The organism is Pseudomonas sp. ML2-2023-6 (assembly GCF_037055265.1).
GTDB lineage: Bacteria > Pseudomonadota > Gammaproteobacteria > Pseudomonadales > Pseudomonadaceae > Aquipseudomonas > Aquipseudomonas kulmbachensis.
The window spans coordinates 567,893-592,433 of sequence record NZ_CP146347.1 but is presented as its reverse complement, the minus strand read 5'-3'; the positions used below and the strand labels follow the sequence as shown (position 1 = coordinate 592,433).

The 24,541-nt window shown below is 54.0% G+C and carries 13 protein-coding genes and 6 rRNA genes; 9 read left to right on the top strand and 10 right to left on the bottom strand.

Annotation, left to right across the window (positions count from 1 at the left end; genetic code table 11):
• Positions 1-54 precede the first annotated feature (54 nt).
• Complete coding sequence (locus tag V6L79_RS02630; protein WP_261740271.1) at positions 55-930, top strand: response regulator; 876 nt, start codon at positions 55-57, stop codon at positions 928-930.
• A 176-nt stretch (positions 931-1,106) separates the two neighbouring features.
• Here the strand turns inward: V6L79_RS02630 and V6L79_RS02625 are convergent, their stop codons facing one another.
• From V6L79_RS02625 to V6L79_RS02580, 10 genes are all read right to left on the bottom strand, one after another.
• Positions 1,107-3,068, bottom strand: a complete 1,962-nt coding sequence (locus tag V6L79_RS02625) for a DUF4105 domain-containing protein (RefSeq protein WP_261740270.1) — start codon at positions 3,066-3,068, stop codon at positions 1,107-1,109.
• Positions 3,065-3,385, bottom strand: a complete 321-nt coding sequence (locus V6L79_RS02620; protein ID WP_338579775.1) for a DUF2388 domain-containing protein — start codon at positions 3,383-3,385, stop codon at positions 3,065-3,067. The genes V6L79_RS02625 and V6L79_RS02620 overlap by 4 nt, the downstream gene beginning before the upstream one ends.
• A 26-nt stretch (positions 3,386-3,411) precedes the next feature.
• Positions 3,412-3,705, bottom strand: coding sequence for a DUF2388 domain-containing protein (locus V6L79_RS02615; RefSeq protein ID WP_321835113.1), 294 nt, complete (start codon positions 3,703-3,705; stop codon positions 3,412-3,414).
• A 128-nt stretch (positions 3,706-3,833) separates the two neighbouring features.
• The gene (locus V6L79_RS02610) at positions 3,834-4,151 is read right to left on the bottom strand and encodes a DUF2388 domain-containing protein (RefSeq protein ID WP_261740268.1); all 318 of its coding nucleotides are present in this window, start codon (positions 4,149-4,151) and stop codon (positions 3,834-3,836) included.
• A 301-nt stretch (positions 4,152-4,452) separates the two neighbouring features.
• Positions 4,453-4,668 (bottom strand): DUF1127 domain-containing protein, encoded by a 216-nt coding sequence (locus tag V6L79_RS02605; RefSeq protein ID WP_019826986.1) that lies wholly within the window; start codon positions 4,666-4,668, stop codon positions 4,453-4,455.
• A gap of 317 nt (positions 4,669-4,985) precedes the next feature.
• Positions 4,986-6,476, bottom strand: a complete 1,491-nt coding sequence (locus V6L79_RS02600; RefSeq protein WP_261740267.1) for an acetyl-CoA hydrolase/transferase family protein — start codon at positions 6,474-6,476, stop codon at positions 4,986-4,988.
• A 181-nt stretch (positions 6,477-6,657) separates the two neighbouring features.
• A complete protein-coding gene (locus V6L79_RS02595) occupies positions 6,658-8,094 on the bottom strand; it encodes an NAD(P)(+) transhydrogenase (Re/Si-specific) subunit beta (RefSeq protein ID WP_261740266.1) in 1,437 nt (478 codons plus the stop codon).
• The gene (locus V6L79_RS02590) at positions 8,091-8,414 is read right to left on the bottom strand and encodes an NAD(P) transhydrogenase subunit alpha (RefSeq protein WP_261740265.1); all 324 of its coding nucleotides are present in this window, start codon (positions 8,412-8,414) and stop codon (positions 8,091-8,093) included. Before V6L79_RS02590 ends, V6L79_RS02595 begins: the two co-directional genes overlap by 4 nt.
• An 11-nt stretch (positions 8,415-8,425) precedes the next feature.
• Positions 8,426-9,547: a Re/Si-specific NAD(P)(+) transhydrogenase subunit alpha gene (locus V6L79_RS02585; RefSeq protein ID WP_261740264.1), complete on the bottom strand. Its 1,122-nt coding sequence runs from the start codon at positions 9,545-9,547 to the stop codon at positions 8,426-8,428.
• Between the two features lie 436 nt (positions 9,548-9,983).
• The gene (locus V6L79_RS02580; RefSeq protein ID WP_261740263.1) at positions 9,984-10,880 is read right to left on the bottom strand and encodes a LysR family transcriptional regulator; all 897 of its coding nucleotides are present in this window, start codon (positions 10,878-10,880) and stop codon (positions 9,984-9,986) included.
• Between the two features lie 158 nt (positions 10,881-11,038).
• Between V6L79_RS02580 and V6L79_RS02575 the strand changes: the two genes are divergently transcribed.
• The 8 genes from V6L79_RS02575 to rrf (V6L79_RS02540) all read left to right on the top strand — a co-directional run bounded on the left by V6L79_RS02575 (position 11,039) and on the right by rrf (V6L79_RS02540) (position 24,541).
• Complete coding sequence (locus tag V6L79_RS02575) at positions 11,039-12,220, top strand: acyl-CoA dehydrogenase (protein WP_261740262.1); 1,182 nt, start codon at positions 11,039-11,041, stop codon at positions 12,218-12,220.
• Positions 12,221-12,234: 14 nt separating this feature from the next.
• On the top strand, positions 12,235-13,455 hold the full coding sequence (locus V6L79_RS02570) for a CaiB/BaiF CoA-transferase family protein (protein ID WP_321838198.1): 1,221 nt from the start codon (positions 12,235-12,237) through the stop codon (positions 13,453-13,455).
• 550 nt (positions 13,456-14,005) lie between these two features.
• Positions 14,006-15,542 (top strand): 16S ribosomal RNA (locus V6L79_RS02565).
• A 327-nt stretch (positions 15,543-15,869) separates the two neighbouring features.
• Positions 15,870-18,761: ribosomal RNA gene (locus tag V6L79_RS02560) — 23S ribosomal RNA — on the top strand.
• Positions 18,762-18,922: 161 nt separating this feature from the next.
• A 5S ribosomal RNA gene (gene rrf / locus V6L79_RS02555) occupies positions 18,923-19,038 on the top strand.
• 470 nt (positions 19,039-19,508) lie between these two features.
• Positions 19,509-21,045: ribosomal RNA gene (locus tag V6L79_RS02550) — 16S ribosomal RNA — on the top strand.
• 327 nt (positions 21,046-21,372) lie between these two features.
• Positions 21,373-24,264, top strand: a 23S ribosomal RNA gene (locus tag V6L79_RS02545).
• Positions 24,265-24,425: 161 nt separating this feature from the next.
• A 5S ribosomal RNA gene (rrf, locus tag V6L79_RS02540) occupies positions 24,426-24,541 on the top strand.
• Together the 16S, 23S and 5S rRNA genes form the textbook arrangement of a ribosomal RNA operon.

Below are 24,541 nucleotides of genomic sequence, written 5' to 3'. Positions count from 1 at the left end.
CGGCTCATTGCCGGGCGTTTTGCTTTTTGGGCGTTCATATCCAAGGAGCAGTCGATGAGCAAGGTGAGTGTGCTGGTGGTGGATGACGCGTCGTTTATTCGTGATCTGATTAAAAATTGCCTGCGTAACTATTTTCCGGGCATCAGGATCGAAGACGCAGTCAACGGCCGCAAAGCCCAGACTCTGCTGACCCGCGAAGCGTTTGATTTGGTGCTGTGCGACTGGGAAATGCCAGAGATGTCCGGCCTTGAGCTGTTGAGCTGGTGTCGCGAGCAGGACAAGCTGAAAACGTTGCCCTTTATCATGGTCACCAGCCGTGGTGACAAAGAGAACGTGATCCAGGCCATTCAGGCGGGGGTTTCGGATTTTGTCAGCAAGCCGTTCACCAACGAACAGCTCCTGTCCAAGGTGAAGAAGGCGTTTACCAAGGCCGGTCTGCTCGACTCAGTAATGGCCAGCGCGCCGACCCGTATGAGCTCGGCGTTTGGCAATGACTCGCTGAATGCGTTGACCGGTGGCAAGGCGCAAGTGGTGACTTCTGCCCCAGTTGCTCCTGCACCACGTCCAGCACCTGTAGCGGCACCTGCACTGACCAGTCGTGGGCAAGGGCAACTGCGTTTGCCCAGCGGCACACAGACGTGCGTGATCAAGGCGCTGAGCCTCAAGGAGGCGCTGCTGGTGGTGCGTCGCGGCGAAGTGCTGCCTCAGGTGCTGGACAGCGCCGTATTGGACCTTGAGCAGGGCGAGAGCGCCGAGGTGGCGCGATTGAATGGTTATCTGCATGCCATCGTGGCATTTGAGCCAAAGCCGGACAGTGCCTGGTTGCAACTGACCTTCCGCTTTGTCGACCAGGATGCCGACAAAATGAACTACCTCTCGCGGCTGATTGCCCACGGTACGGCGCAGAAGCATTTTGTGCCGGGTGCGTAAGCGGTCGTGATACTCCCTGTAGCAGCTGCCGAAGGAACGAGGCTGCGTTCGGCGACGGAGTCGTCGCAAAATCAGACACTGCGGTGTGCCAGACAAATCCGGCTCTCATGATTTACGACGGCTTCGCCGCCGAACGCAGCCTCGCTCCTTCGGCAGCTGCTACAGGTTTTTGACCGTCAGGGTAGTTGCAACCCGCCGGATGCCTTGTGAATTGCCCGCAAGTGTTCGCCGATCTGTTTGACGTTGGCTTCAGTAGCTGCAATTTCAGCTGCGCGGGCCGGTTCCAGCAGGCTGCGAACTTCCTTGTCCAGGTCAGTGGTCAGGCGCAGTAGCTGCTGCTGGCGCTGGCTGCTTTCGGACTCCAGCATTTCCCACTCCTTGGCTTGCGGCAGACCGTAGCCGCTGCTGCCGAGCAGTTCGGCCGGGCGACTGAGGAAGCCGCTGCTGGCGAGGATTTCCTGCAGGGTCTTGTTGGCTTTGTCCATGCCGCCATCCTTGAGTCCGCGTGCGCCCAGGTACTTTTGTTTGACCTCATCCTGGGCCAATAGCAGCTGGCGACGAAAGCTGGCTTGCTCCAGTAGCAATAATGCCGCGCTGGCCCGCAAGTCTGCTTGCTCAAACCATGGTCGGCGCTCGTCGGCACTCAGGGCCAGCCAGTCTTCGACAGTGGTTTGCTTGATCGGCAAGCGGGTCTTGAGCACGTCGAACATCGCTTGGTAGCGATCGCGGTAGGAATCAAAGCGATAACCCAGGCGCAACGCTTCTTTAGGGTTGTCCAGCACGCTGGTGTCCGCCAGTCCCCGGGCCTTGAGCACTTCAAGCAGGCCATTGGGTACGATGCTGTCCAGACCCTTGAGCTGAGCATTGTCGCTGCCGCTGCGCAGCAGCTTCAGGGTTTCCACCGCGCAGTTATTGGAGATGAAATAGTAGTCACCGTCATAGCTCCAATGCATTTCGGCGGCGTGTTCCACCACTTCCTCGATTTCAGGGCGGCTCAGTTTGAGCGGCACGGAAGCCAGGCTGCGCAATTCGGTCTTGGTGTATTCGTCGATCACCTGAGCCAGCGGCAATACAAACAGGCGCGAAGGGTAGGCCCCGGTCAGGCCGTCCCAGCTTGAGAGCTGTACGTCATTGACGAACGCCCGGTAAGACAGCACCAAGTGTTCTTGCAGATCGAGGCGACAGTCCGGCCCGCGCGGACGACCGGGAGCACAGATCACCAAGCGCAGCATGCTGTGACCCCAGCGGCTGGCCCATTCCTGATTGGCCTCGGCCAGCAGATAGTCGACGGCGTACACCCGCTCCGGGTCTACGGTGCCGAGCGGTGTTTTGCCGAAATCGTTGCCAGCATTGAGGAATGCAAAGCCCTTTGGGCATTCATCCTTGGCTGCGGGTGCCCAGCCGAAATGTTCTTTGTAGTAGCGATACAGAGCCGGGCGGCGGCAGGCGTAGGCCGGGTCGAGGAGGAAGTACTCCATATTGACCGCGACAAACTCCTTGGGGCTGCTGACTTCATACAGGTCCGGGCTGCGTACAACCTGGTGGTTGTCTTGCTCGCGTTCGCCCCGTCGGCCCACGTATTGCTGCCAGCCTGCCAGGTCGAGCAAGCGCGGATCATCACTGAGGGTGAAGCGCCGCTCAGTCTGCCCGCGACATTGATCGGGGATGCCAATCAGGCCTGTGTTGCTGCTTTGCCGGGCACAGCGGCGGATTAGCGTGCGCTCGGCTGCGGGCCAGAGGCGGGCGCGGTCGTAGATATGGGTCAGCTCGTGCAAGACGGTGGCGAGCATTTCCCGGCGCACAGTGCCGTGGGGGCGGTTGGTCTGCTGGGTGGCGGCAGAGCCATCGGTCAGCCCGGCCAGCAGATTGCGGTTGAGGTCCAGCTCGGAGGTCAGTGATGCCTGGCCATAAGCGTTGCTGGGCATGTCATCGGTCCAGCCCACCAGAATCTGTCGATCCAGTTGCTCGATAAAACGCGGTGGCAGGCTCTGCATGGCTTCATCGAGCAGGGCTTGGCTGGCCTGTTGTTCGGCCGGGCTCAGGCCCTCGGTCTTGAGTTGCAGATGCAGCGCGGCCTGGGCGCTGCTGGTAATCAGCAGCAGGCCACAGGCGGCGAGCCAGCGCGTTAGCGGCCTCACAGTGCGAGGATGGCTTCGGCGAGATCCTGGTCGCTGGCGTTGCGGGCTTCAGGCACGCGGTCGCGCAGGGTGCTGAAAGCTGCTTCCAGTTGCACGCCGCGAATATCACCTTGGCTGGCGACGAAGGTGGCAGCGTCGTCGTGGGCTTCGCGCACAACTTTAGAGTCGCGGATGGAAGTAGTGGTGTCGGATGTGAAGTCAATGGTGCGGCCAAAAGCGCGCACGATGATGTTACTGGTCTGCACGACGGTTTGTGCCTGTACCACATCGGCGAGCAGCAAAAGGCCAAGGGTGGCGACGATTAGAGGGCTACGCATGAAAAATCTCCGGAAAAAGCGGGTACTTATTGGACGAGAATTGTCTGTGCCAGTTCAAGGTCGCTGGCACTCAATTTTGGCTGGTTCAAGCGCAGATAACGCAGGGCAGACTCCAGCTGTGCGCCTCTCATTTGGCCATCACTGGCAATAAAGACGGCGGCGTCGTCCTGTGCGGCACGTATCAGTTTGTGATCAAAAGGCGCGGACGTCACTTTACTGGTGACGTAACCACTGAGCACCACATTCTGGGTGGTCATGTCGAAGGCGTTGGCTGATTGAGTCCAGCAGAGTACGAGTAGAACAATTAGGGGAAAGCGCATGGGTCTCGAGGCTGTTTGAATGAGGCTCAAGGCTAGCGTAATGGTCGGGGGAGGGCCAGCGTGGTTCAAAACACTGCCGCAGGCTGCGATTCGCAACCTGCGGCAGTGGCTACAGGATGTGTGCCTGATCAGATGGTCAGGATGGCCTGAGCCAGTTGTGCATCAGTGGCCTGCAATTGAGGCGCTTGTTGGCGAATGGCTTCGAAGGCGCTTTCCAGTTTTACCCCACGAATGGTTCCTTCGCTGGCCACGAAGCTGGCGGCGTCGTCACGGGCTGCGCGCACGATCTTGTTGTCACGAAACGAGCCAGTGGCATCGGATGTCAGGTCGGATGTGGCTTTTAGAGTGCCCACGATGCCGTCGGTGGTAACGATGAAGCTTGAGGCGTTGGCGCTTGCAGCAACGACCAGCAGAGCAGCCGCGCTAAGTAGGCGAAGTGTGGACATGGTAAGACTCCTGAATGTGAACGTATGAAAATAGACGGTTATGGGCCGAATAGTAGGCTGAGGGTCGCATCAGGCAAAGGATGTTTTGTCTGGAACCGTAGCCAGGGTGCTCTGGATCAGGTATTTCACAAACTGTACCTGCCTTATTTTAATATATTTAAAACTGTACCTGTTGGCTTGCAAGCTACCAAAACGATAGCCCCATAACGACAAAACCCGTCAGCAGTAATCCGCGACGGGTTTTGTTTTTTCAATTCAGGGTGCTGGCGGTGGACCGGTGGTCAGGGCCAGCGAGCGCTAGTTAGCGCCAGAACGGCTTGCTCAGCTCTTCGTAACGCTGTGCTTCGCTAATCCCGGCATCAGCCAGAAGACGCGAGTCCAGGCGAGCCAATTGATGGCGGCTGGAGATGCGGCGCTGCCACAACATCAGGTTGGCAAGTACGCGCAAAGGCATGGAAGCCTGGGTGTTTACAGAGTTGCTTTCGCTGAACAGTTCGGAACTGAGTGTACGTTCCATGGTGACATCCTTCCGCTTGTGGCGGCATTGGCTAGTGGTTTAACTGATGCCAATGATCCTCCTCTTTGTCCAGGGTCTCTAGATACAGTTCATCTGTATTGCAATGGGCCAGTTAACTGTTTAAGAGGGCTGTACGGCTAGAAATGAGCACAACTGTACCTGTGCGCACTTTAATGGTGCGAAATTGGCAAAAATGGTAGGGGAAGTGTGTTTCAGGGAGAGAAATTGACCAGTACAGCAGTACAGTTTTTGAAATTACAGGTATAAAAAAGCCGCTGACGAAACAGTTTTCGGTCAGCGGCTGTCTAGCTCGCGTGTTACGGCAACATTTTCCCGGTTTCTTCCAGGTTGATATGCCAGCTCAGGGCTTCACGCAGGATGTGCGGTGTGTGACCGCCAATTGCGCAGGCCTTGGTGAAGTAGTCATTCAGGGCTTCACGGAAGTCAGGGTGCACACAGTTGTCGATAATCACGCGTGCGCGCTCACGCGGAGCCAGACCGCGCAAATCAGCCAGGCCTTGCTCGGTGACGAGGATGTCGACGTCGTGCTCGGTGTGGTCGACGTGGCTGACCATTGGCACCACGCTGGAGATTGCCCCGGCCTTGGCAATCGATTTGGTAACGAAGATCGCCAGATGCGCGTTGCGGGCGAAGTCGCCTGAACCGCCGATGCCGTTCATCATCCGTGTGCCACAGACGTGCGTGGAGTTAACGTTGCCGTAGATGTCGAATTCCAGCGCGGTATTAATCCCGATGATGCCCAGGCGGCGAACCACTTCAGGGTGGTTGGAGATCTCTTGCGGGCGCAGCACCAACTTGTCCTTGTAGCGCTCCAGGTTGCCGAACACGTCCGAGTTGCGACGTTCCGACAAGGTGATGGAGCTGCCCGAAGCGAAGGTCATCTTGCCCGCGTCGATCAGGTCAAAGGTCGAGTCCTGAAGTACTTCGGAGTACATGGTCAGGTCTTCGAACGGCGAGTCGATCAGGCCGCACATCACGGCGTTGGCGATGTTACCGATACCGGCTTGCAGCGGGCCGAGCTTGTTGGTCATGCGCCCGGCTTCAACTTCCTGTTTGAGGAAATTGATCAGGTGAAAGGCGATGCCGTCGGTTTCGCTGTCCGGCTCGGACACGGTGGACGGCGAGTCCGGCTTGTTGGTGATCACGATAGCGACGATTTTTTCCGGCGGGATCGGGATCGCGGTGCTGCCGATACGATCGTCGACTTTCACCAGCGGAATCGGCGTACGCGTCGGGCGGTAGGTCGGGATATAGATGTCGTGCAAACCTTCCAGGTTCGGGTTATGCGCCATGTTGATCTCGATGATCACCTGTTTGGCGAAAATCGCGAAGCTGGCGGAGTTGCCCACGGAGGTCGTCGGAACAATATGACCTTGCTCGGTAATAGCGACGGCTTCGATAACTGCAATGTCGGGTAGCTTGAGCTGATTGTTGCGCAGTTGCTCAACGGTTTCGGACAAATGCTGGTCGATAAACATCACTTCGCCGGCGTTGATCGCCTTGCGCAGGGTGCTGTCTACCTGAAATGGCATGCGGCGGGCCAGTACACCGGCTTCGGTCAATTGCTTGTCGAGGTCGTTACCCAGGCTGGCGCCGGTCATCAGGGTGATTTTAAGTGGCGACTTTTTAGCCCGCTCGGCCAGGGCCTGCGGGACGGCTTTGGCTTCACCGGCACGGGTAAAACCGCTCATGCCGACGGTCATGCCGTCTTGGATAAGGGCGGCGGCATCTTCGGCGCTCATGACCTTATCGTGCAGGGAGTTCAGGCGAATACGTTCACGGTACATGGATTGTTATCTCGGGCAACGGAAGCAAGAGGCGCAGTCTATTCATTTTCAGAGCCTTTCGTCCCGCTACCATGGTCGAATGCCAGAGGCCGATTTAGAGCCTTTGGTCGGGTTCCTTGGAAAAAGAAAAACCCCGGCCATTACCGCGCCGGGGTTCTCGATATTGCGATGATGCGGGATGTTACTCGACGGCTTTGACCATATCTTCAATAACTTTTTTGGCGTCGCCGAAGACCATCATGGTTTTATCCAGATAAAACAGTTCGTTATCCAGACCTGCATAGCCACTGGCCATTGAGCGTTTGTTAACGATGACGGTTTTGGCTTTATAAGCTTCGAGGATCGGCATGCCTGCAATTGGCGATTTCGGATCGTTCTTGGCTGCGGGGTTGACCACGTCGTTGGCGCCCAGCACCAGCACTACGTCGGCTTGGCCAAACTCGGAGTTGATGTCTTCCATCTCGAACACTTGGTCGTAAGGCACTTCGGCCTCGGCCAGCAGCACGTTCATATGGCCAGGCATGCGACCTGCAACCGGGTGAATCGCATACTTCACGGTTACGCCGCGATGGGTCAGCTTTTCGGTCAGCTCTTTGAGCGCATGTTGTGCCCGTGCTACCGCCAGGCCATAGCCCGGAACAATGATCACGGTGTCGGCGTTCATCAGCAGGAAGGTGGCATCGTCAGCCGAGCCGGATTTAACCGGACGAGCTTCTTGTGCGCCCGCCGGGCCGCCAGTGTCAGTTGCGCCACCAAAGCCGCCGAGGATCACGTTGAAGAACGAACGGTTCATCGCCTTGCACATGATGTACGACAGGATCGCACCCGAAGAACCTACCAGCGAACCGGCGATGATCAGCATCGAGTTGTTCAGTGAGAAACCGATACCGGCTGCAGCCCAACCTGAGTAGCTATTAAGCATCGATACCACGACCGGCATGTCAGCGCCGCCAATCGGGATGATGATCAGCACACCCAGCACAAACGCCAGAGCCAGCATCAGCGCGAAGGCGTTGAGGTTGCCGGTCAGCATAAAGGTGATGCCCAGGCCCAACGTAGCCAGGCCCAGTACCAGGTTCAGCTTGTGTTGGCCGCTGAACTGTACCGGTGCTCCCTGAAACAGGCGGAACTTGTACTTGCCCGAGAGTTTGCCGAAGGCGATCACTGAGCCGGAGAAGGTGATTGCACCAATGGCCGCGCCCAGGAACAGTTCCAGACGGTTGCCCGCAGGGATGGCGTCGCCCAGGTGTTTGACGATGCCCAGCGACTGCGGTTCGACCACGGCCGCGATCGCAATGAATACCGCCGCGAGGCCAATCATGCTGTGCATGAAAGCCACCAGCTCAGGCATTTTGGTCATTTCGACGCGTTTGGCCATGATCGAGCCAGCGGTGCCGCCGACCAGCAGGCCGACAATCACATAGCCAATACCGGCGGTGGCGATCTCGGCGCCCAACTTGTAGATCAGGCCGACGGTGGTAATGATCGCCAGACCCATGCCGAGCATGCCGAACAGGTTGCCGCGACGTGAGGTAGTGGGGTGTGACAGACCTTTGAGGGCCTGAATAAAGCAAATGGATGCAACCAGATACAGAACAGTGACCAGGTTCATGCTCATGGCTTGCGCACCTCTTCTTTGGCTTTAGGTGCTTTCTTCTTGAACATTTCCAGCATGCGCCGGGTGACCAAAAATCCACCGAATACGTTTACGGCAGCCAGCGCGACCGCCAATGTGCCCATGGTTTTACCCAGTGGGGTAACAGTCAGTGCGGCGGCGAGCATGGCGCCCACGATGACAATCGCCGAAATGGCGTTGGTAACGGCCATGAGTGGAGTGTGCAGCGCCGGGGTAACGTTCCAGACCACGTGATAGCCCACATAAATGGCCAGCGCGAAGATGATCAGGTTGTAGATACCGGGGGAGATGAGTTCTTCCATTATTTTTATCCTCAGCCGTTTTTGCGCACGACTTGACCGTCGCGGCACATTAGGCACGCGGCGACGATGTCGTCTTCAAGGTTGATCTGGAACTGCCCTTCGGGGGTGAAGACCAGCTTGAGGAAGTCCAGCAGGTTGCGGGCGTAAAGCGCCGAGGCGTCAGCGGCAACCATGGCGGGCAGGTTGGTGTGGCCGACGATGGTCACGCCATGTTCAACCACCACTTGGTCGGCGACGGTCAGCGGGCAGTTGCCGCCCTGGGCAGCAGCCAGGTCGATGACCACCGAGCCTGGTTTCATCTGGGCCACGGTTTCAGCGCTGAGCAGAACAGGCGCTTTACGGCCCGGGATCAGGGCGGTGGTGATCACGATATCCGCCTGCTTGGCGCGTTCGTGAACGGCCAAGGCCTGGCGCTGCATCCAGCTTGCTGGCATCGGGCGGGCATAACCGCCTACGCCAACGGCGCATTCGCGTTCTTCGTCGGTTTCGTAAGGTACGTCGACAAATTTGGCGCCCAGGGATTCGATCTGCTCTTTAACCGCAGGTCGCACATCGGAGGCTTCGATTACTGCACCCAAACGCTTGGCGGTGGCAATGGCCTGCAAGCCGGCAACACCAGCGCCCAGAATCAGCACGCGAGCGGCTTTAACAGTCCCGGCGGCAGTCATCAGCATCGGCATAAAGCGCGGATAGTGGTGAGCCGCGACGAGGACGGCTTTATAGCCAGCAATGTTGGCTTGGGATGACAGCACATCAAGACTTTGCGCACGAGAGGTTCGTGGAGCAGCTTCGAGAGAGAAGGCGGTGATCCCACGCTCGGCCAGTTTGGCAATGGTTTCATTGCTGAACGGGTTAAGCATACCAATCAGCACGGTGCCGGTTTTGATCAGGGCCAGTTCGCTATCGCTGGGAGCGACAACCTTGAGAATCAGCTCTGCGCCGAAAGCATCTGTAGCGTTGCCAATAGTCGCGCCGGCGGCTTCATAAGCACTGTCGATAACACTGGCATTAATGCCAGCGCCGCTTTGAACAGTCACTTTATGGCCTTGGCCGATCAGCTTCTTGATGGTTTCCGGGGTTGCAGCAACCCGCGTTTCACCCGTATGGGTCTCGAGAGGAACACCAATGTGCACGTCATATCTCCTGCGTGATCTTTTATAAGAAAGCCAGCGCACTACGGATGGTGCGACTGGGGCGGCCGATCAGCACGATCCCACCAAAGTATGGGTGGGGCGGGGCATTCTGCTGGCAATTTTTTTGCCCTTCAAGGACTTATGGAGGATGACGAGATCTAAACTACAAGTCATGCAGTGACCGAATGTCGCAACGCTTGGCTACACGCCTTTAAAAACGTGGCTTTCAGGAGATTTACCTGTTTTTTGAGTTTTTTTCACATTTCTTTTGGTTATCGCTGCATAACTTTGAGAAATACCCTGCAGGCCGCGTGGTTACTGGCCTTCAGGTTTGTCCAGTTAGACCAAAGTACAGAGTGTTTAAAAGCGACATTTCCTTATATATGTAGTGCTATTTTTTGAGGCACTACATAGCTTATCTGGACGATGCGGTGCATTAAATCAGGCTGTATCCCTTGGCCTGCGTGATCAGCCAGTCCTGGAAAGCTTGCAGTGAAGCTGATTCAATTTTTCGTTCAGGGATCATCAGGTAGTAAGCCTTGGTGCTGGACAGGGCGCAATCATTGGCAATCACCAGGCGTTTTTCGGCCAGTTCGCGCTGAATCAGGAAGGGCGGGATCAGGGCTACTCCCATTTCATGCATGGCGGCCTGGGCCAGCATCGAGAACAGTTCGTAACGTGGGCCGGTCATGTCTCGTGGCACATTCATGTCCTGGGCGTTAAACCATTGGCGCCAGGCGTAGGGGCGGGTGGTTTGTTGCAGTAGGGGCAGTTCTGCGAGCGCTTGAGGGCTGAGGTTCTGCTGTGCGCCTAATAATGCGGGGCTACACACGGGGACCGGGTTTTCGCCCATCAGGCGGTAGGACGATGTGCCGGACCAATCGGCATCGCCGAAATAGATGGCGGCATCAAAATCGGTATCGGCAAACAGGAAGGGGCGTGTGCGGTTGGTCAGGTTTACTGTGACGTCCGGGTGTTGTTGCTGGAAGTCCTTGAGGCGAGGTAATAGCCATTGCGTGCCGAAAGTGGGCACTACGGCCAGCTCAATCACGTTGGCACCTTGTTGGCCCATGACGGACAGCGTATCCCGTTCTACGGCATCCAACTGGGTGGCAATGCGCCGGCTGTAGGAAAGCCCTGCTTCAGTCAGCTTTACGCCGCGCTTGGAGCGTCGGAAGAGTTCTACACTCAAGAACTCTTCCAGGCCGGCAATCTGTCGGCAAATAGCCCCTTGAGTGAGGGATAGCTCATGTGCTGCCTTGGTAAAGCTTTCGTGACGTGCAGCGGTCTCGAAGCTGATGAGAGCTGTTGTACTAGGGATCTTGCGGCGCATGTACGGCTTCCTCACTAAATACAGTCAGAAATGGCTTTCTTGAGGGCTACGGAGTGAGAAATTATCACAAGATGGTGTCGAATCCTCGTTTGTCCTTCTATATAGAAGGGGCCTAGGATTGGCCCACGATATTTGACCTATTACACGAGGGTTCTCTCATGGCGGGTAAAGCAAGCTTCAACTGGATCGATCCACTGTTGCTGGATCAGCAGCTCACTGAAGAAGAGCGCATGGTGCGCGACAGTGCTGAGCAATTCGCTCAGGACAAGTTGGCGCCGCGTGTGCTTGAGGCTTTCCGTAATGAGAAGACTGACCCTGCGATCTTTCGCGAAATGGGCGAAACCGGTCTGCTGGGTGCAATGATTCCTGAGCAGTACGGTGGTAGTGGCCTTAACTACGTCAGCTACGGCCTGATTGCGCGTGAGGTTGAGCGTGTCGACTCAGGTTATCGCTCGATGATGAGTGTGCAGTCGTCTCTGGTAATGGTGCCGATCAATGAGTTCGGTACTGAGGCGCAAAAGCAAAAGTATCTACCCAAGCTGGCGTCTGGCGAGTGGATTGGCTGTTTTGGTCTGACAGAGCCTAATCATGGTTCTGATCCAGGCGCGATGATCACTCGTGCCCGTTCGGTAGATGGCGGCTACAGCCTGACGGGTAGCAAGATGTGGATCACCAACAGTCCTATCGCTGATGTATTTGTGGTGTGGGCCAAGGACGATGAAGGCGACATTCGTGGCTTTGTTCTGGAAAAAGGCTGGAAGGGTCTGACTACGCCTACGATTCACGGCAAGGTTGGCTTGCGTGCTTCCATTACAGGTGAAATCGTTATGGATAACGTGTTTGTGCCGCAAGAGAACATCTTTCCGGATGTGCGCGGCCTGAAAGGTCCTTTTACCTGCCTTAACTCTGCTCGTTATGGCATCTCCTGGGGTGCGCTTGGTGCCGCTGAGTTTTGCTGGCACACGGCGCGTCAGTACACCCTGGATCGTCATCAGTTTGGTCGGCCTTTGGCGGCAACTCAGTTGATCCAGAAAAAGCTGGCTGATATGCAGACCGAGATTACGTTGGCTCTGCAGGGTTGCCTGCGTCTGGGGCGGATGAAGGACGAAGGTACTGCGGCTGTTGAGATTACTTCAATCATGAAGCGCAACTCATGCGGCAAGTCCTTGGATATCGCACGTATGGCTCGCGACATGCTGGGCGGTAACGGTATCTCGGATGAGTTCGGGGTAGCTCGTCATCTGGTCAATCTGGAAGTTGTTAACACCTATGAAGGCACGCATGACGTGCATGCCTTGATCCTTGGTCGTGCGCAGACTGGTCTTCAGGCGTTCTATTAACAGGAGCTCGGCTCATGGGTGCTTTATCGCATTTGCGGGTGTTGGATTTGTCTCGTGTGCTGGCGGGGCCGTGGGCGGGGCAGATACTGGCGGACCTGGGGGCTGAGGTGATCAAGGTTGAGCGTCCGGGTAATGGTGATGACACTCGTGCCTGGGGGCCGCCCTTCCTTAAAGATGCCTATGGCGAGAGTACTGGGGAGGCTGCCTATTACTTGTCGGCCAACCGCAACAAGCAATCGGTAACTATTGATTTCACCAAGCCTGAGGGGCAGCAGCTGGTTCGTGAGCTGGCGGCCAAGTCCGACATCCTGATCGAGAACTTCAAGGTGGGTGGTCTGCAAGCTTACGGCTTGGACTACGCGTCGCTAAAGGCATTGAATCCCGATTTGATCTACTGCTCGATTACAGGGTTCGGTCAAACCGGTCCCTATGCCAAGCGGGCAGGTTATGACTTCATGGTTCAGGGCTTGGGCGGTCTGATGAGTCTGACCGGGCGGCCAGAGGGTGAGGAGGGCGCAGGTCCGGTAAAGGTTGGAGTTGCGCTCACGGATATTTTGACCGGGCTCTACTCCACGGTCGCGATTCTGGCAGCTCTTGCACATCGTCAGCATGACGGCGGTGGTCAGCATATTGATATGGCGCTGTTGGATGTGCAGGTGGCCTGCCTGGCGAATCAGGCGATGAACTATCTAACTACAGGTGTTGCCCCTCAGCGTCTGGGCAATGCTCATCCGAATATTGTGCCTTATCAGGATTTTCCGACGGCAGATGGTGACTTCATCCTTACCGTGGGAAATGACAGCCAGTTCCGCAAGTTTGCAGAGGTGGCAGGTCGGTCTGAGTGGGTGGATGATCCGCGCTTTGCTACCAACAAACTGCGTGTCGCTAATCGCGGGGTGCTGGTGCCGCTTATCAGGCAGGCGACGGTGTTCAAGACCACGGCTGAGTGGGTAGCGCAGCTGGAGGCGGTTGGTGTTCCCTGTGGGCCGATCAATGACCTGGCTCAGGTGTTTGCTGATCCTCAGGTACAGGCTCGGGGGCTGGCGATGCAGTTGCCCCATGCGTTGGCGGGACTGGTGCCGCAAGTGGCCAGCCCTATCCGGTTGTCCGAAACGCCGGTGGAGTACCGTAATGCCCCTCCTTTGTTGGGTGAGCATACTCAGCAGGTGTTGGAGCGGGTGTTGGGGATGCAGGCGAGTGCGGTGCAGGCTTTGCGGTTGTCGGGTGTGTTGTAGCTATATAGAGGGGTGCGCCAGCACCCCTCTATATAGGTGTAATTTGGGGGCTTTCGGACTAATTGATAGTTTTGCTCAATTAAGCCTTGACCTAGAATTGTAACGGCCTATAATTCGCCCACTTCCGGCGCAGTCGAAACGGAAAACTCCTTGAGTTTCAATGAGTTGGATTGGTTTTCGGCAGTGTCAGCTTCAAGTCATCGAAGCAGGAAATGAGGTGTTGACAGCAGCGTGTAACGCTGTAGAATTCGCCTCCCGCTAACGAGAGATCGAAAGCGCAAGTGGTTGATGTTACAGAGGAAACTTTGAAAACATCTTAAAATAACCGCTTGACAGCAACAGAGGCTGCTGTAGAATGCGCGCCTCGGTTCAGCGAAAGCTAACCAACCGCTCTTTAACAACTGAATCAAGCAATTCGTGTGGGTGCTTGTGGAGTCAGACTGATAGTCAACAAGATTATCAGCATCACAAGTTACTCCGCGAGAAATCAAAGATGTAACCAACGATTGCTGAGCCAAGTTTAGGGTTTCTTAAAAACCCAAAGATGTTTGAACTGAAGAGTTTGATCATGGCTCAGATTGAACGCTGGCGGCAGGCCTAACACATGCAAGTCGAGCGGTAGAGAGAAGCTTGCTTCTCTTGAGAGCGGCGGACGGGTGAGTAATACCTAGGAATCTGCCTGATAGTGGGGGATAACGTTCGGAAACGGACGCTAATACCGCATACGTCCTACGGGAGAAAGCAGGGGACCTTCGGGCCTTGCGCTATCAGATGAGCCTAGGTCGGATTAGCTAGTTGGTGAGGTAATGGCTCACCAAGGCTACGATCCGTAACTGGTCTGAGAGGATGATCAGTCACACTGGAACTGAGACACGGTCCAGACTCCTACGGGAGGCAGCAGTGGGGAATATTGGACAATGGGCGAAAGCCTGATCCAGCCATGCCGCGTGTGTGAAGAAGGTCTTCGGATTGTAAAGCACTTTAAGTTGGGAGGAAGGGCAGTTACCTAATACGTGATTGTCTTGACGTTACCGACAGAATAAGCACCGGCTAACTCTGTGCCAGCAGCCGCGGTAATACAGAGGGTGCAAGCGTTAATCGGAATTACTGGGCGTAAAGCGCGCGTAGGTGGTTTGTTAAGTTGAATGTGAAATCCCCGGGCTCAACCTGGGAACTGCATCCAAAACTGGCAAGCTAGAGTATGGTAGAGGGTAGTGGAATTTCCTGTGTAGCGGTGAAATGCGTAGATATAGGAAGGAACACCAGTGGCGAAGGCGACTACCTGGACTGATACTGACACTGAGGTGCGAAAGCGTGGGGAGCAAACAGGATTAGATACCCTGGTAGTCCACGCCGTAAACGATGTCAACTAGCCGTTGGGAGTCTTGAACTCTTAGTGGCGCAGCTAACGCATTAAGTTGACCGCCTGGGGAGTACGGCCGCAAGGTTAAAACTCAAATGAATTGACGGGGGCCCGCACAAGCGGTGGAGCATGTGGTTTAATTCGAAGCAACGCGAAGAACCTTACCAGGCCTTGACATCCAATGAACTTTCTAGAGATAGATTGGTGCCTTCGGGAACATTGAGACAGGTGCTGCATGGCTGTCGTCAGCTCGTGTCGTGAGATGTTGGGTTAAGTCCCGTAACGAGCGCAACCCTTGTCCTTAGTTACCAGCACGTAATGGTGGGCACTCTAAGGAGACTGCCGGTGACAAACCGGAGGAAGGTGGGGATGACGTCAAGTCATCATGGCCCTTACGGCCTGGGCTACACACGTGCTACAATGGTCGGTACAAAGGGTTGCCAAGCCGCGAGGTGGAGCTAATCCCATAAAACCGATCGTAGTCCGGATCGCAGTCTGCAACTCGACTGCGTGAAGTCGGAATCGCTAGTAATCGTGAATCAGAATGTCACGGTGAATACGTTCCCGGGCCTTGTACACACCGCCCGTCACACCATGGGAGTGGGTTGCACCAGAAGTAGCTAGTCTAACCTTCGGGAGGACGGTTACCACGGTGTGATTCATGACTGGGGTGAAGTCGTAACAAGGTAGCCGTAGGGGAACCTGCGGCTGGATCACCTCCTTAATCGACGACATCAGCTGCTCCATAAGTTCCCACACGAATTGCTTGATTCACTGTAAAAGACGGTAGAAGCCACTTAAGTTGTACGGCTTCTCTATCGTAAAGCTTAGAAATGAACATTTTCTCGAAAGAGAGTGAATGTTGATTTCTGATCTTTTGATTAGATCGTTCTTTAAAAATTTGGGTATGTAATAGAAAGTTAGACTGGATAACACTTTCACTGGTGTTTATTCAGGCTAAGGTAAAATTTGTGAATGAGTTCTTAATTGAACATGCGAATTTTCGGCGAATGTCGTCTTCATAGTATAACCAGATTGCTTGGGGTTATATGGTCAAGTGAAGAAGCGCATACGGTGGATGCCTTGGCAGTCAGAGGCGATGAAAGACGTGGTAGCCTGCGAAAAGCTTCGGGGAGTCGGCAAACAGACTTTGATCCGGAGATGTCTGAATGGGGGAACCCACCTAACATAAGTTAGGTATCTTAAGCTGAATACATAGGCTTAAGAAGCGAACCAGGGGAACTGAAACATCTAAGTACCCTGAGGAAAAGAAATCAACCGAGATTCCCTTAGTAGTGGCGAGCGAACGGGGACCAGCCCTTAAGCTGTATTGATGTTAGCGGAACGCTCTGGAAAGTGCGGCCATAGTGGGTGATAGCCCTGTACGCGAAAACATCTTTACAGTGAAATCGAGTAGGACGGAGCACGAGAAACTTTGTCTGAATATGGGGGGACCATCCTCCAAGGCTAAATACTACTGACTGACCGATAGTGAACTAGTACCGTGAGGGAAAGGCGAAAAGAACCCCGGAGAGGGGAGTGAAATAGATCCTGAAACCGTATGCGTACAAGCAGTGGGAGCCCACTTTGTTGGGTGACTGCGTACCTTTTGTATAATGGGTCAGCGACTTATTTTCAGTGGCAAGCTTAACCGAATAGGGGAGGCGTAGCGAAAGCGAGTCTTAATAGGGCGTCTAGTCGCTGGGAATAGACCCGAAACCGGGCGATCTATCCATGGGCAGGTTGAAGGTTGGGTAACACTAACTGGAGGACCGAACCGACTACCGTTGAAAAGTTAGCGGATGACCTGTGGATCGGAGTGAAAGGCTAATCAAGCTCGGAGATAGCTGGTTCTCCTCGAAAGCTATTTAGGTAGCGCCTCATGTATCACTGTAGGGGGTAGAGCACTGTTTCGGCTAGGGGGTCATCCCGACTTACCAAACCGATGCAAACTCCGAATACCTACAAGTGCCGAGCATGGGAGACACACGGCGGGTGCTAACGTCCGTCGTGAAAAGGGAAACAACCCAGACCGTCAGCTAAGGTCCCAAAGTTATGGTTAAGTGGGAAACGATGTGGGAAGGCTTAGACAGCTAGGAGGTTGGCTTAGAAGCAGCCACCCTTTAAAGAAAGCGTAATAGCTCACTAGTCGAGTCGGCCTGCGCGGAAGATTTAACGGGGCTCAAACCATACACCGAAGCTACGGGTATCACTTAGGTGATGCGGTAGAGGAGCGTTCTGTAAGCCTGTGAAGGTGAGTTGAGAAGCTTGCTGGAGGTATCAGAAGTGCGAATGCTGACATGAGTAACGATAATGGGTGTGAAAAACACCCACGCCGAAAGACCAAGGTTTCCTGCGCAACGTTAATCGACGCAGGGTTAGTCGGTCCCTAAGGCGAGGCTGAAAAGCGTAGTCGATGGAAAACAGGTTAATATTCCTGTACTTCTGGTTATTGCGATGGAGGGACGGAGAAGGCTAGGCCAGCTTGGCGTTGGTTGTCCAAGTTTAAGGTGGTAGGCTGGAATCTTAGGTAAATCCGGGATTCTAAGGCCGAGAGCTGATGACGAGTTGTCTTTTAGACAACGAAGTGGTTGATGCCATGCTTCCAAGAAAAGCTTCTAAGCTTCAGGTAACCAGGAACCGTACCCCAAACCGACACAGGTGGTTGGGTAGAGAATACCAAGGCGCTTGAGAGAACTCGGGTGAAGGAACTAGGCAAAATGGCACCGTAACTTCGGGAGAAGGTGCGCCGGTGAGGGTGAAGCATTTACTGCGTAAGCCCACGCCGGTCGAAGATACCAGGCCGCTGCGACTGTTTATTAAAAACACAGCACTCTGCAAACACGAAAGTGGACGTATAGGGTGTGACGCCTGCCCGGTGCCGGAAGGTTAATTGATGGGGTTAGCTAACGCGAAGCTCTTGATCGAAGCCCCGGTAAACGGCGGCCGTAACTATAACGGTCCTAAGGTAGCGAAATTCCTTGTCGGGTAAGTTCCGACCTGCACGAATGGCGTAACGATGGCGGCGCTGTCTCCACCCGAGACTCAGTGAAATTGAAATCGCTGTGAAGATGCAGTGTATCCGCGGCTAGACGGAAAGACCCCGTGAACCTTTACTATAGCTTTGCACTGGACTTTGAATTTGCTTGTGTAGGATAGGTGGGAGGCTTTGAAGTGTGGACGCCAGTCTGCATGGAGCCAACCTTGAAATACCACCCTGGCAACTTTGAGGTTCTAACTCAGGTCCGTTATCCGGATCGAGGACAGTGTATGGTGGGTAGTTTGACTGGGGCGGTCTCCTCCTAAAGAGTAACGGAGGAGTACGAAGGTGCGCTCAGACCGGTCGGAAATCGGTCGTAGAGTATAAAGGCAAAAGCGCGCTTGACTGCGAGACAGACACGTCGAGCAGGTACGAAAGTAGGTCTTAGTGATCCGGTGGTTCTGTATGGAAGGGCCATCGCTCAACGGATAAAAGGTACTCCGGGGATAACAGGCTGATACCGCCCAAGAGTTCATATCGACGGCGGTGTTTGGCACCTCGATGTCGGCTCATCACATCCTGGGGCTGAAGCCGGTCCCAAGGGTATGGCTGTTCGCCATTTAAAGTGGTACGCGAGCTGGGTTTAGAACGTCGTGAGACAGTTCGGTCCCTATCTGCCGTGGACGTTTGAGATTTGAGAGGGGCTGCTCCTAGTACGAGAGGACCGGAGTGGACGAACCTCTGGTGTTCCGGTTGTCACGCCAGTGGCATTGCCGGGTAGCTATGTTCGGGAAAGATAACCGCTGAAAGCATCTAAGCGGGAAACTTGCCTCAAGATGAGATCTCACTGGAACCTTGAGTTCCCTAAAGGGCCGTCGAAGACTACGACGTTGATAGGTTGGGTGTGTAAGCGCTGTGAGGCGTTGAGCTAACCAATACTAATTGCCCGTGAGGCTTGACCATATAACACCCAAGCAATTTGCGCCCTTGAATACAAGAGCCTGCAAGTTGCGGTGTGTGAAGACGATACAAACCGAAAGTTTGCGATTCACAAAACACCCCTCTATTACATACCCATTCGCTGGAGCGTGAGCCGAAAGGCAAACGACCTGGCTACCGAATTTCTTGACGACCATAGAGCATTGGAACCACCTGATCCCATCCCGAACTCAGTAGTGAAACGATGCATCGCCGATGGTAGTGTGGGGTTTCCCCATGTGAGAGTAGGTCATCGTCAAGATTAAATTCCAAAATCCCTGTCTGCTCACGCAGTCGGGGATTTTGTTTTTGTATAAGTACAAGCTTTGTAAAAAGCGTGTGCTGTTAACCAGGCCATTTGCCTGGCTAACAAGTAGATTGAACGTAGCAGGAAATAAGGTGTTGACAGCAGCGTGTAACGCTGTAGAATTCGCCTCCCGCTAACGAGAGATCGAAAGCGCAAGTGGTTGATGTTACAGAGGAAACTTTGAAAACATCTTAAAATAACCGCTTGACAGCAACAGAGGCTGCTGTAGAATGCGCGCCTCGGTTCAGCGAAAGCTAACCAACCGCTCTTTAACAACTGAATCAAGCAATTCGTGTGGGTGCTTGTGGAGTCAGACTGATAGTCAACAAGATTATCAGCATCACAAGTTACTCCGCGAGAAATCAAAGATGTAACCAACGATTGCTGAGCCAAGTTTAGGGTTTCTTAAAAACCCAAAGATGTTTGAACTGAAGAGTTTGATCATGGCTCAGATTGAACGCTGGCGGCAGGCCTAACACATGCAAGTCGAGCGGTAGAGAGAAGCTTGCTTCTCTTGAGAGCGGCGGACGGGTGAGTAATACCTAGGAATCTGCCTGATAGTGGGGGATAACGTTCGGAAACGGACGCTAATACCGCATACGTCCTACGGGAGAAAGCAGGGGACCTTCGGGCCTTGCGCTATCAGATGAGCCTAGGTCGGATTAGCTAGTTGGTGAGGTAATGGCTCACCAAGGCTACGATCCGTAACTGGTCTGAGAGGATGATCAGTCACACTGGAACTGAGACACGGTCCAGACTCCTACGGGAGGCAGCAGTGGGGAATATTGGACAATGGGCGAAAGCCTGATCCAGCCATGCCGCGTGTGTGAAGAAGGTCTTCGGATTGTAAAGCACTTTAAGTTGGGAGGAAGGGCAGTTACCTAATACGTGATTGTCTTGACGTTACCGACAGAATAAGCACCGGCTAACTCTGTGCCAGCAGCCGCGGTAATACAGAGGGTGCAAGCGTTAATCGGAATTACTGGGCGTAAAGCGCGCGTAGGTGGTTTGTTAAGTTGAATGTGAAATCCCCGGGCTCAACCTGGGAACTGCATCCAAAACTGGCAAGCTAGAGTATGGTAGAGGGTAGTGGAATTTCCTGTGTAGCGGTGAAATGCGTAGATATAGGAAGGAACACCAGTGGCGAAGGCGACTACCTGGACTGATACTGACACTGAGGTGCGAAAGCGTGGGGAGCAAACAGGATTAGATACCCTGGTAGTCCACGCCGTAAACGATGTCAACTAGCCGTTGGGAGTCTTGAACTCTTAGTGGCGCAGCTAACGCATTAAGTTGACCGCCTGGGGAGTACGGCCGCAAGGTTAAAACTCAAATGAATTGACGGGGGCCCGCACAAGCGGTGGAGCATGTGGTTTAATTCGAAGCAACGCGAAGAACCTTACCAGGCCTTGACATCCAATGAACTTTCTAGAGATAGATTGGTGCCTTCGGGAACATTGAGACAGGTGCTGCATGGCTGTCGTCAGCTCGTGTCGTGAGATGTTGGGTTAAGTCCCGTAACGAGCGCAACCCTTGTCCTTAGTTACCAGCACGTAATGGTGGGCACTCTAAGGAGACTGCCGGTGACAAACCGGAGGAAGGTGGGGATGACGTCAAGTCATCATGGCCCTTACGGCCTGGGCTACACACGTGCTACAATGGTCGGTACAAAGGGTTGCCAAGCCGCGAGGTGGAGCTAATCCCATAAAACCGATCGTAGTCCGGATCGCAGTCTGCAACTCGACTGCGTGAAGTCGGAATCGCTAGTAATCGTGAATCAGAATGTCACGGTGAATACGTTCCCGGGCCTTGTACACACCGCCCGTCACACCATGGGAGTGGGTTGCACCAGAAGTAGCTAGTCTAACCCTCGGGAGGACGGTTACCACGGTGTGATTCATGACTGGGGTGAAGTCGTAACAAGGTAGCCGTAGGGGAACCTGCGGCTGGATCACCTCCTTAATCGACGACATCAGCTGCTCCATAAGTTCCCACACGAATTGCTTGATTCACTGTAAAAGACGGTAGAAGCCACTTAGGTTGTACGGCTTCTCTATCGTAAAGCTTAGAAATGAACATTTTCTCGAAAGAGAGTGAATGTTGATTTCTGATCTTTTGATTAGATCGTTCTTTAAAAATTTGGGTATGTAATAGAAAGTTAGACTGGATAGCACTTTCACTGGTGTTTATTCAGGCTAAGGTAAAATTTGTGAATGAGTTCTTAATTGAACATGCGAATTTTCGGCGAATGTCGTCTTCATAGTATAACCAGATTGCTTGGGGTTATATGGTCAAGTGAAGAAGCGCATACGGTGGATGCCTTGGCAGTCAGAGGCGATGAAAGACGTGGTAGCCTGCGAAAAGCTTCGGGGAGTCGGCAAACAGACTTTGATCCGGAGATGTCTGAATGGGGGAACCCACCTAACATAAGTTAGGTATCTTAAGCTGAATACATAGGCTTAAGAAGCGAACCAGGGGAACTGAAACATCTAAGTACCCTGAGGAAAAGAAATCAACCGAGATTCCCTTAGTAGTGGCGAGCGAACGGGGACCAGCCCTTAAGCTGTATTGATGTTAGCGGAACGCTCTGGAAAGTGCGGCCATAGTGGGTGATAGCCCTGTACGCGAAAACATCTTTACAGTGAAATCGAGTAGGACGGAGCACGAGAAACTTTGTCTGAATATGGGGGGACCATCCTCCAAGGCTAAATACTACTGACTGACCGATAGTGAACTAGTACCGTGAGGGAAAGGCGAAAAGAACCCCGGAGAGGGGAGTGAAATAGATCCTGAAACCGTATGCGTACAAGCAGTGGGAGCCCACTTTGTTGGGTGACTGCGTACCTTTTGTATAATGGGTCAGCGACTTATTTTCAGTGGCAAGCTTAACCGAATAGGGGAGGCGTAGCGAAAGCGAGTCTTAATAGGGCGTCTAGTCGCTGGGAATAGACCCGAAACCGGGCGATCTATCCATGGGCAGGTTGAAGGTTGGGTAACACTAACTGGAGGACCGAACCGACTACCGTTGAAAAGTTAGCGGATGACCTGTGGATCGGAGTGAAAGGCTAATCAAGCTCGGAGATAGCTGGTTCTCCTCGAAAGCTATTTAGGTAGCGCCTCATGTATCACTGTAGGGGGTAGAGCACTGTTTCGGCTAGGGGGTCATCCCGACTTACCAAACCGATGCAAACTCCGAATACCTACAAGTGCCGAGCATGGGAGACACACGGCGGGTGCTAACGTCCGTCGTGAAAAGGGAAACAACCCAGACCGTCAGCTAAGGTCCCAAAGTTATGGTTAAGTGGGAAACGATGTGGGAAGGCTTAGACAGCTAGGAGGTTGGCTTAGAAGCAGCCACCCTTTAAAGAAAGCGTAATAGCTCACTAGTCGAGTCGGCCTGCGCGGAAGATTTAACGGGGCTCAAACCATACACCGAAGCTACGGGTATCACTTAGGTGATGCGGTAGAGGAGCGTTCTGTAAGCCTGTGAAGGTGAGTTGAGAAGCTTGCTGGAGGTATCAGAAGTGCGAATGCTGACATGAGTAACGATAATGGGTGTGAAAAACACCCACGCCGAAAGACCAAGGTTTCCTGCGCAACGTTAATCGACGCAGGGTTAGTCGGTCCCTAAGGCGAGGCTGAAAAGCGTAGTCGATGGAAAACAGGTTAATATTCCTGTACTTCTGGTTATTGCGATGGAGGGACGGAGAAGGCTAGGCCAGCTTGGCGTTGGTTGTCCAAGTTTAAGGTGGTAGGCTGGAATCTTAGGTAAATCCGGGATTCTAAGGCCGAGAGCTGATGACGAGTTATCTTTTAGATAACGAAGTGGTTGATGCCATGCTTCCAAGAAAAGCTTCTAAGCTTCAGGTAACCAGGAACCGTACCCCAAACCGACACAGGTGGTTGGGTAGAGAATACCAAGGCGCTTGAGAGAACTCGGGTGAAGGAACTAGGCAAAATGGCACCGTAACTTCGGGAGAAGGTGCGCCGGTGAGGGTGAAGCATTTACTGCGTAAGCCCACGCCGGTCGAAGATACCAGGCCGCTGCGACTGTTTATTAAAAACACAGCACTCTGCAAACACGAAAGTGGACGTATAGGGTGTGACGCCTGCCCGGTGCCGGAAGGTTAATTGATGGGGTTAGCTAACGCGAAGCTCTTGATCGAAGCCCCGGTAAACGGCGGCCGTAACTATAACGGTCCTAAGGTAGCGAAATTCCTTGTCGGGTAAGTTCCGACCTGCACGAATGGCGTAACGATGGCGGCGCTGTCTCCACCCGAGACTCAGTGAAATTGAAATCGCTGTGAAGATGCAGTGTATCCGCGGCTAGACGGAAAGACCCCGTGAACCTTTACTATAGCTTTGCACTGGACTTTGAATTTGCTTGTGTAGGATAGGTGGGAGGCTTTGAAGTGTGGACGCCAGTCTGCATGGAGCCAACCTTGAAATACCACCCTGGCAACTTTGAGGTTCTAACTCAGGTCCGTTATCCGGATCGAGGACAGTGTATGGTGGGTAGTTTGACTGGGGCGGTCTCCTCCTAAAGAGTAACGGAGGAGTACGAAGGTGCGCTCAGACCGGTCGGAAATCGGTCGTAGAGTATAAAGGCAAAAGCGCGCTTGACTGCGAGACAGACACGTCGAGCAGGTACGAAAGTAGGTCTTAGTGATCCGGTGGTTCTGTATGGAAGGGCCATCGCTCAACGGATAAAAGGTACTCCGGGGATAACAGGCTGATACCGCCCAAGAGTTCATATCGACGGCGGTGTTTGGCACCTCGATGTCGGCTCATCACATCCTGGGGCTGAAGCCGGTCCCAAGGGTATGGCTGTTCGCCATTTAAAGTGGTACGCGAGCTGGGTTTAGAACGTCGTGAGACAGTTCGGTCCCTATCTGCCGTGGACGTTTGAGATTTGAGAGGGGCTGCTCCTAGTACGAGAGGACCGGAGTGGACGAACCTCTGGTGTTCCGGTTGTCACGCCAGTGGCATTGCCGGGTAGCTATGTTCGGGAAAGATAACCGCTGAAAGCATCTAAGCGGGAAACTTGCCTCAAGATGAGATCTCACTGGAACCTTGAGTTCCCTAAAGGGCCGTCGAAGACTACGACGTTGATAGGTTGGGTGTGTAAGCGCTGTGAGGCGTTGAGCTAACCAATACTAATTGCCCGTGAGGCTTGACCATATAACACCCAAGCAATTTGCGCCCTTGAATACAAGAGCCTGCAAGTTGCGGTGTGTGAAGACGATACAAACCGAAAGTTTGCGATTCACAAAACACCCCTCTATTACATACCCATTCGCTGGAGCGTGAGCCGAAAGGCAAACGACCTGGCTACCGAATTTCTTGACGACCATAGAGCATTGGAACCACCTGATCCCATCCCGAACTCAGTAGTGAAACGATGCATCGCCGATGGTAGTGTGGGGTTTCCCCATGTGAGAGTAGGTCATCGTCAAGA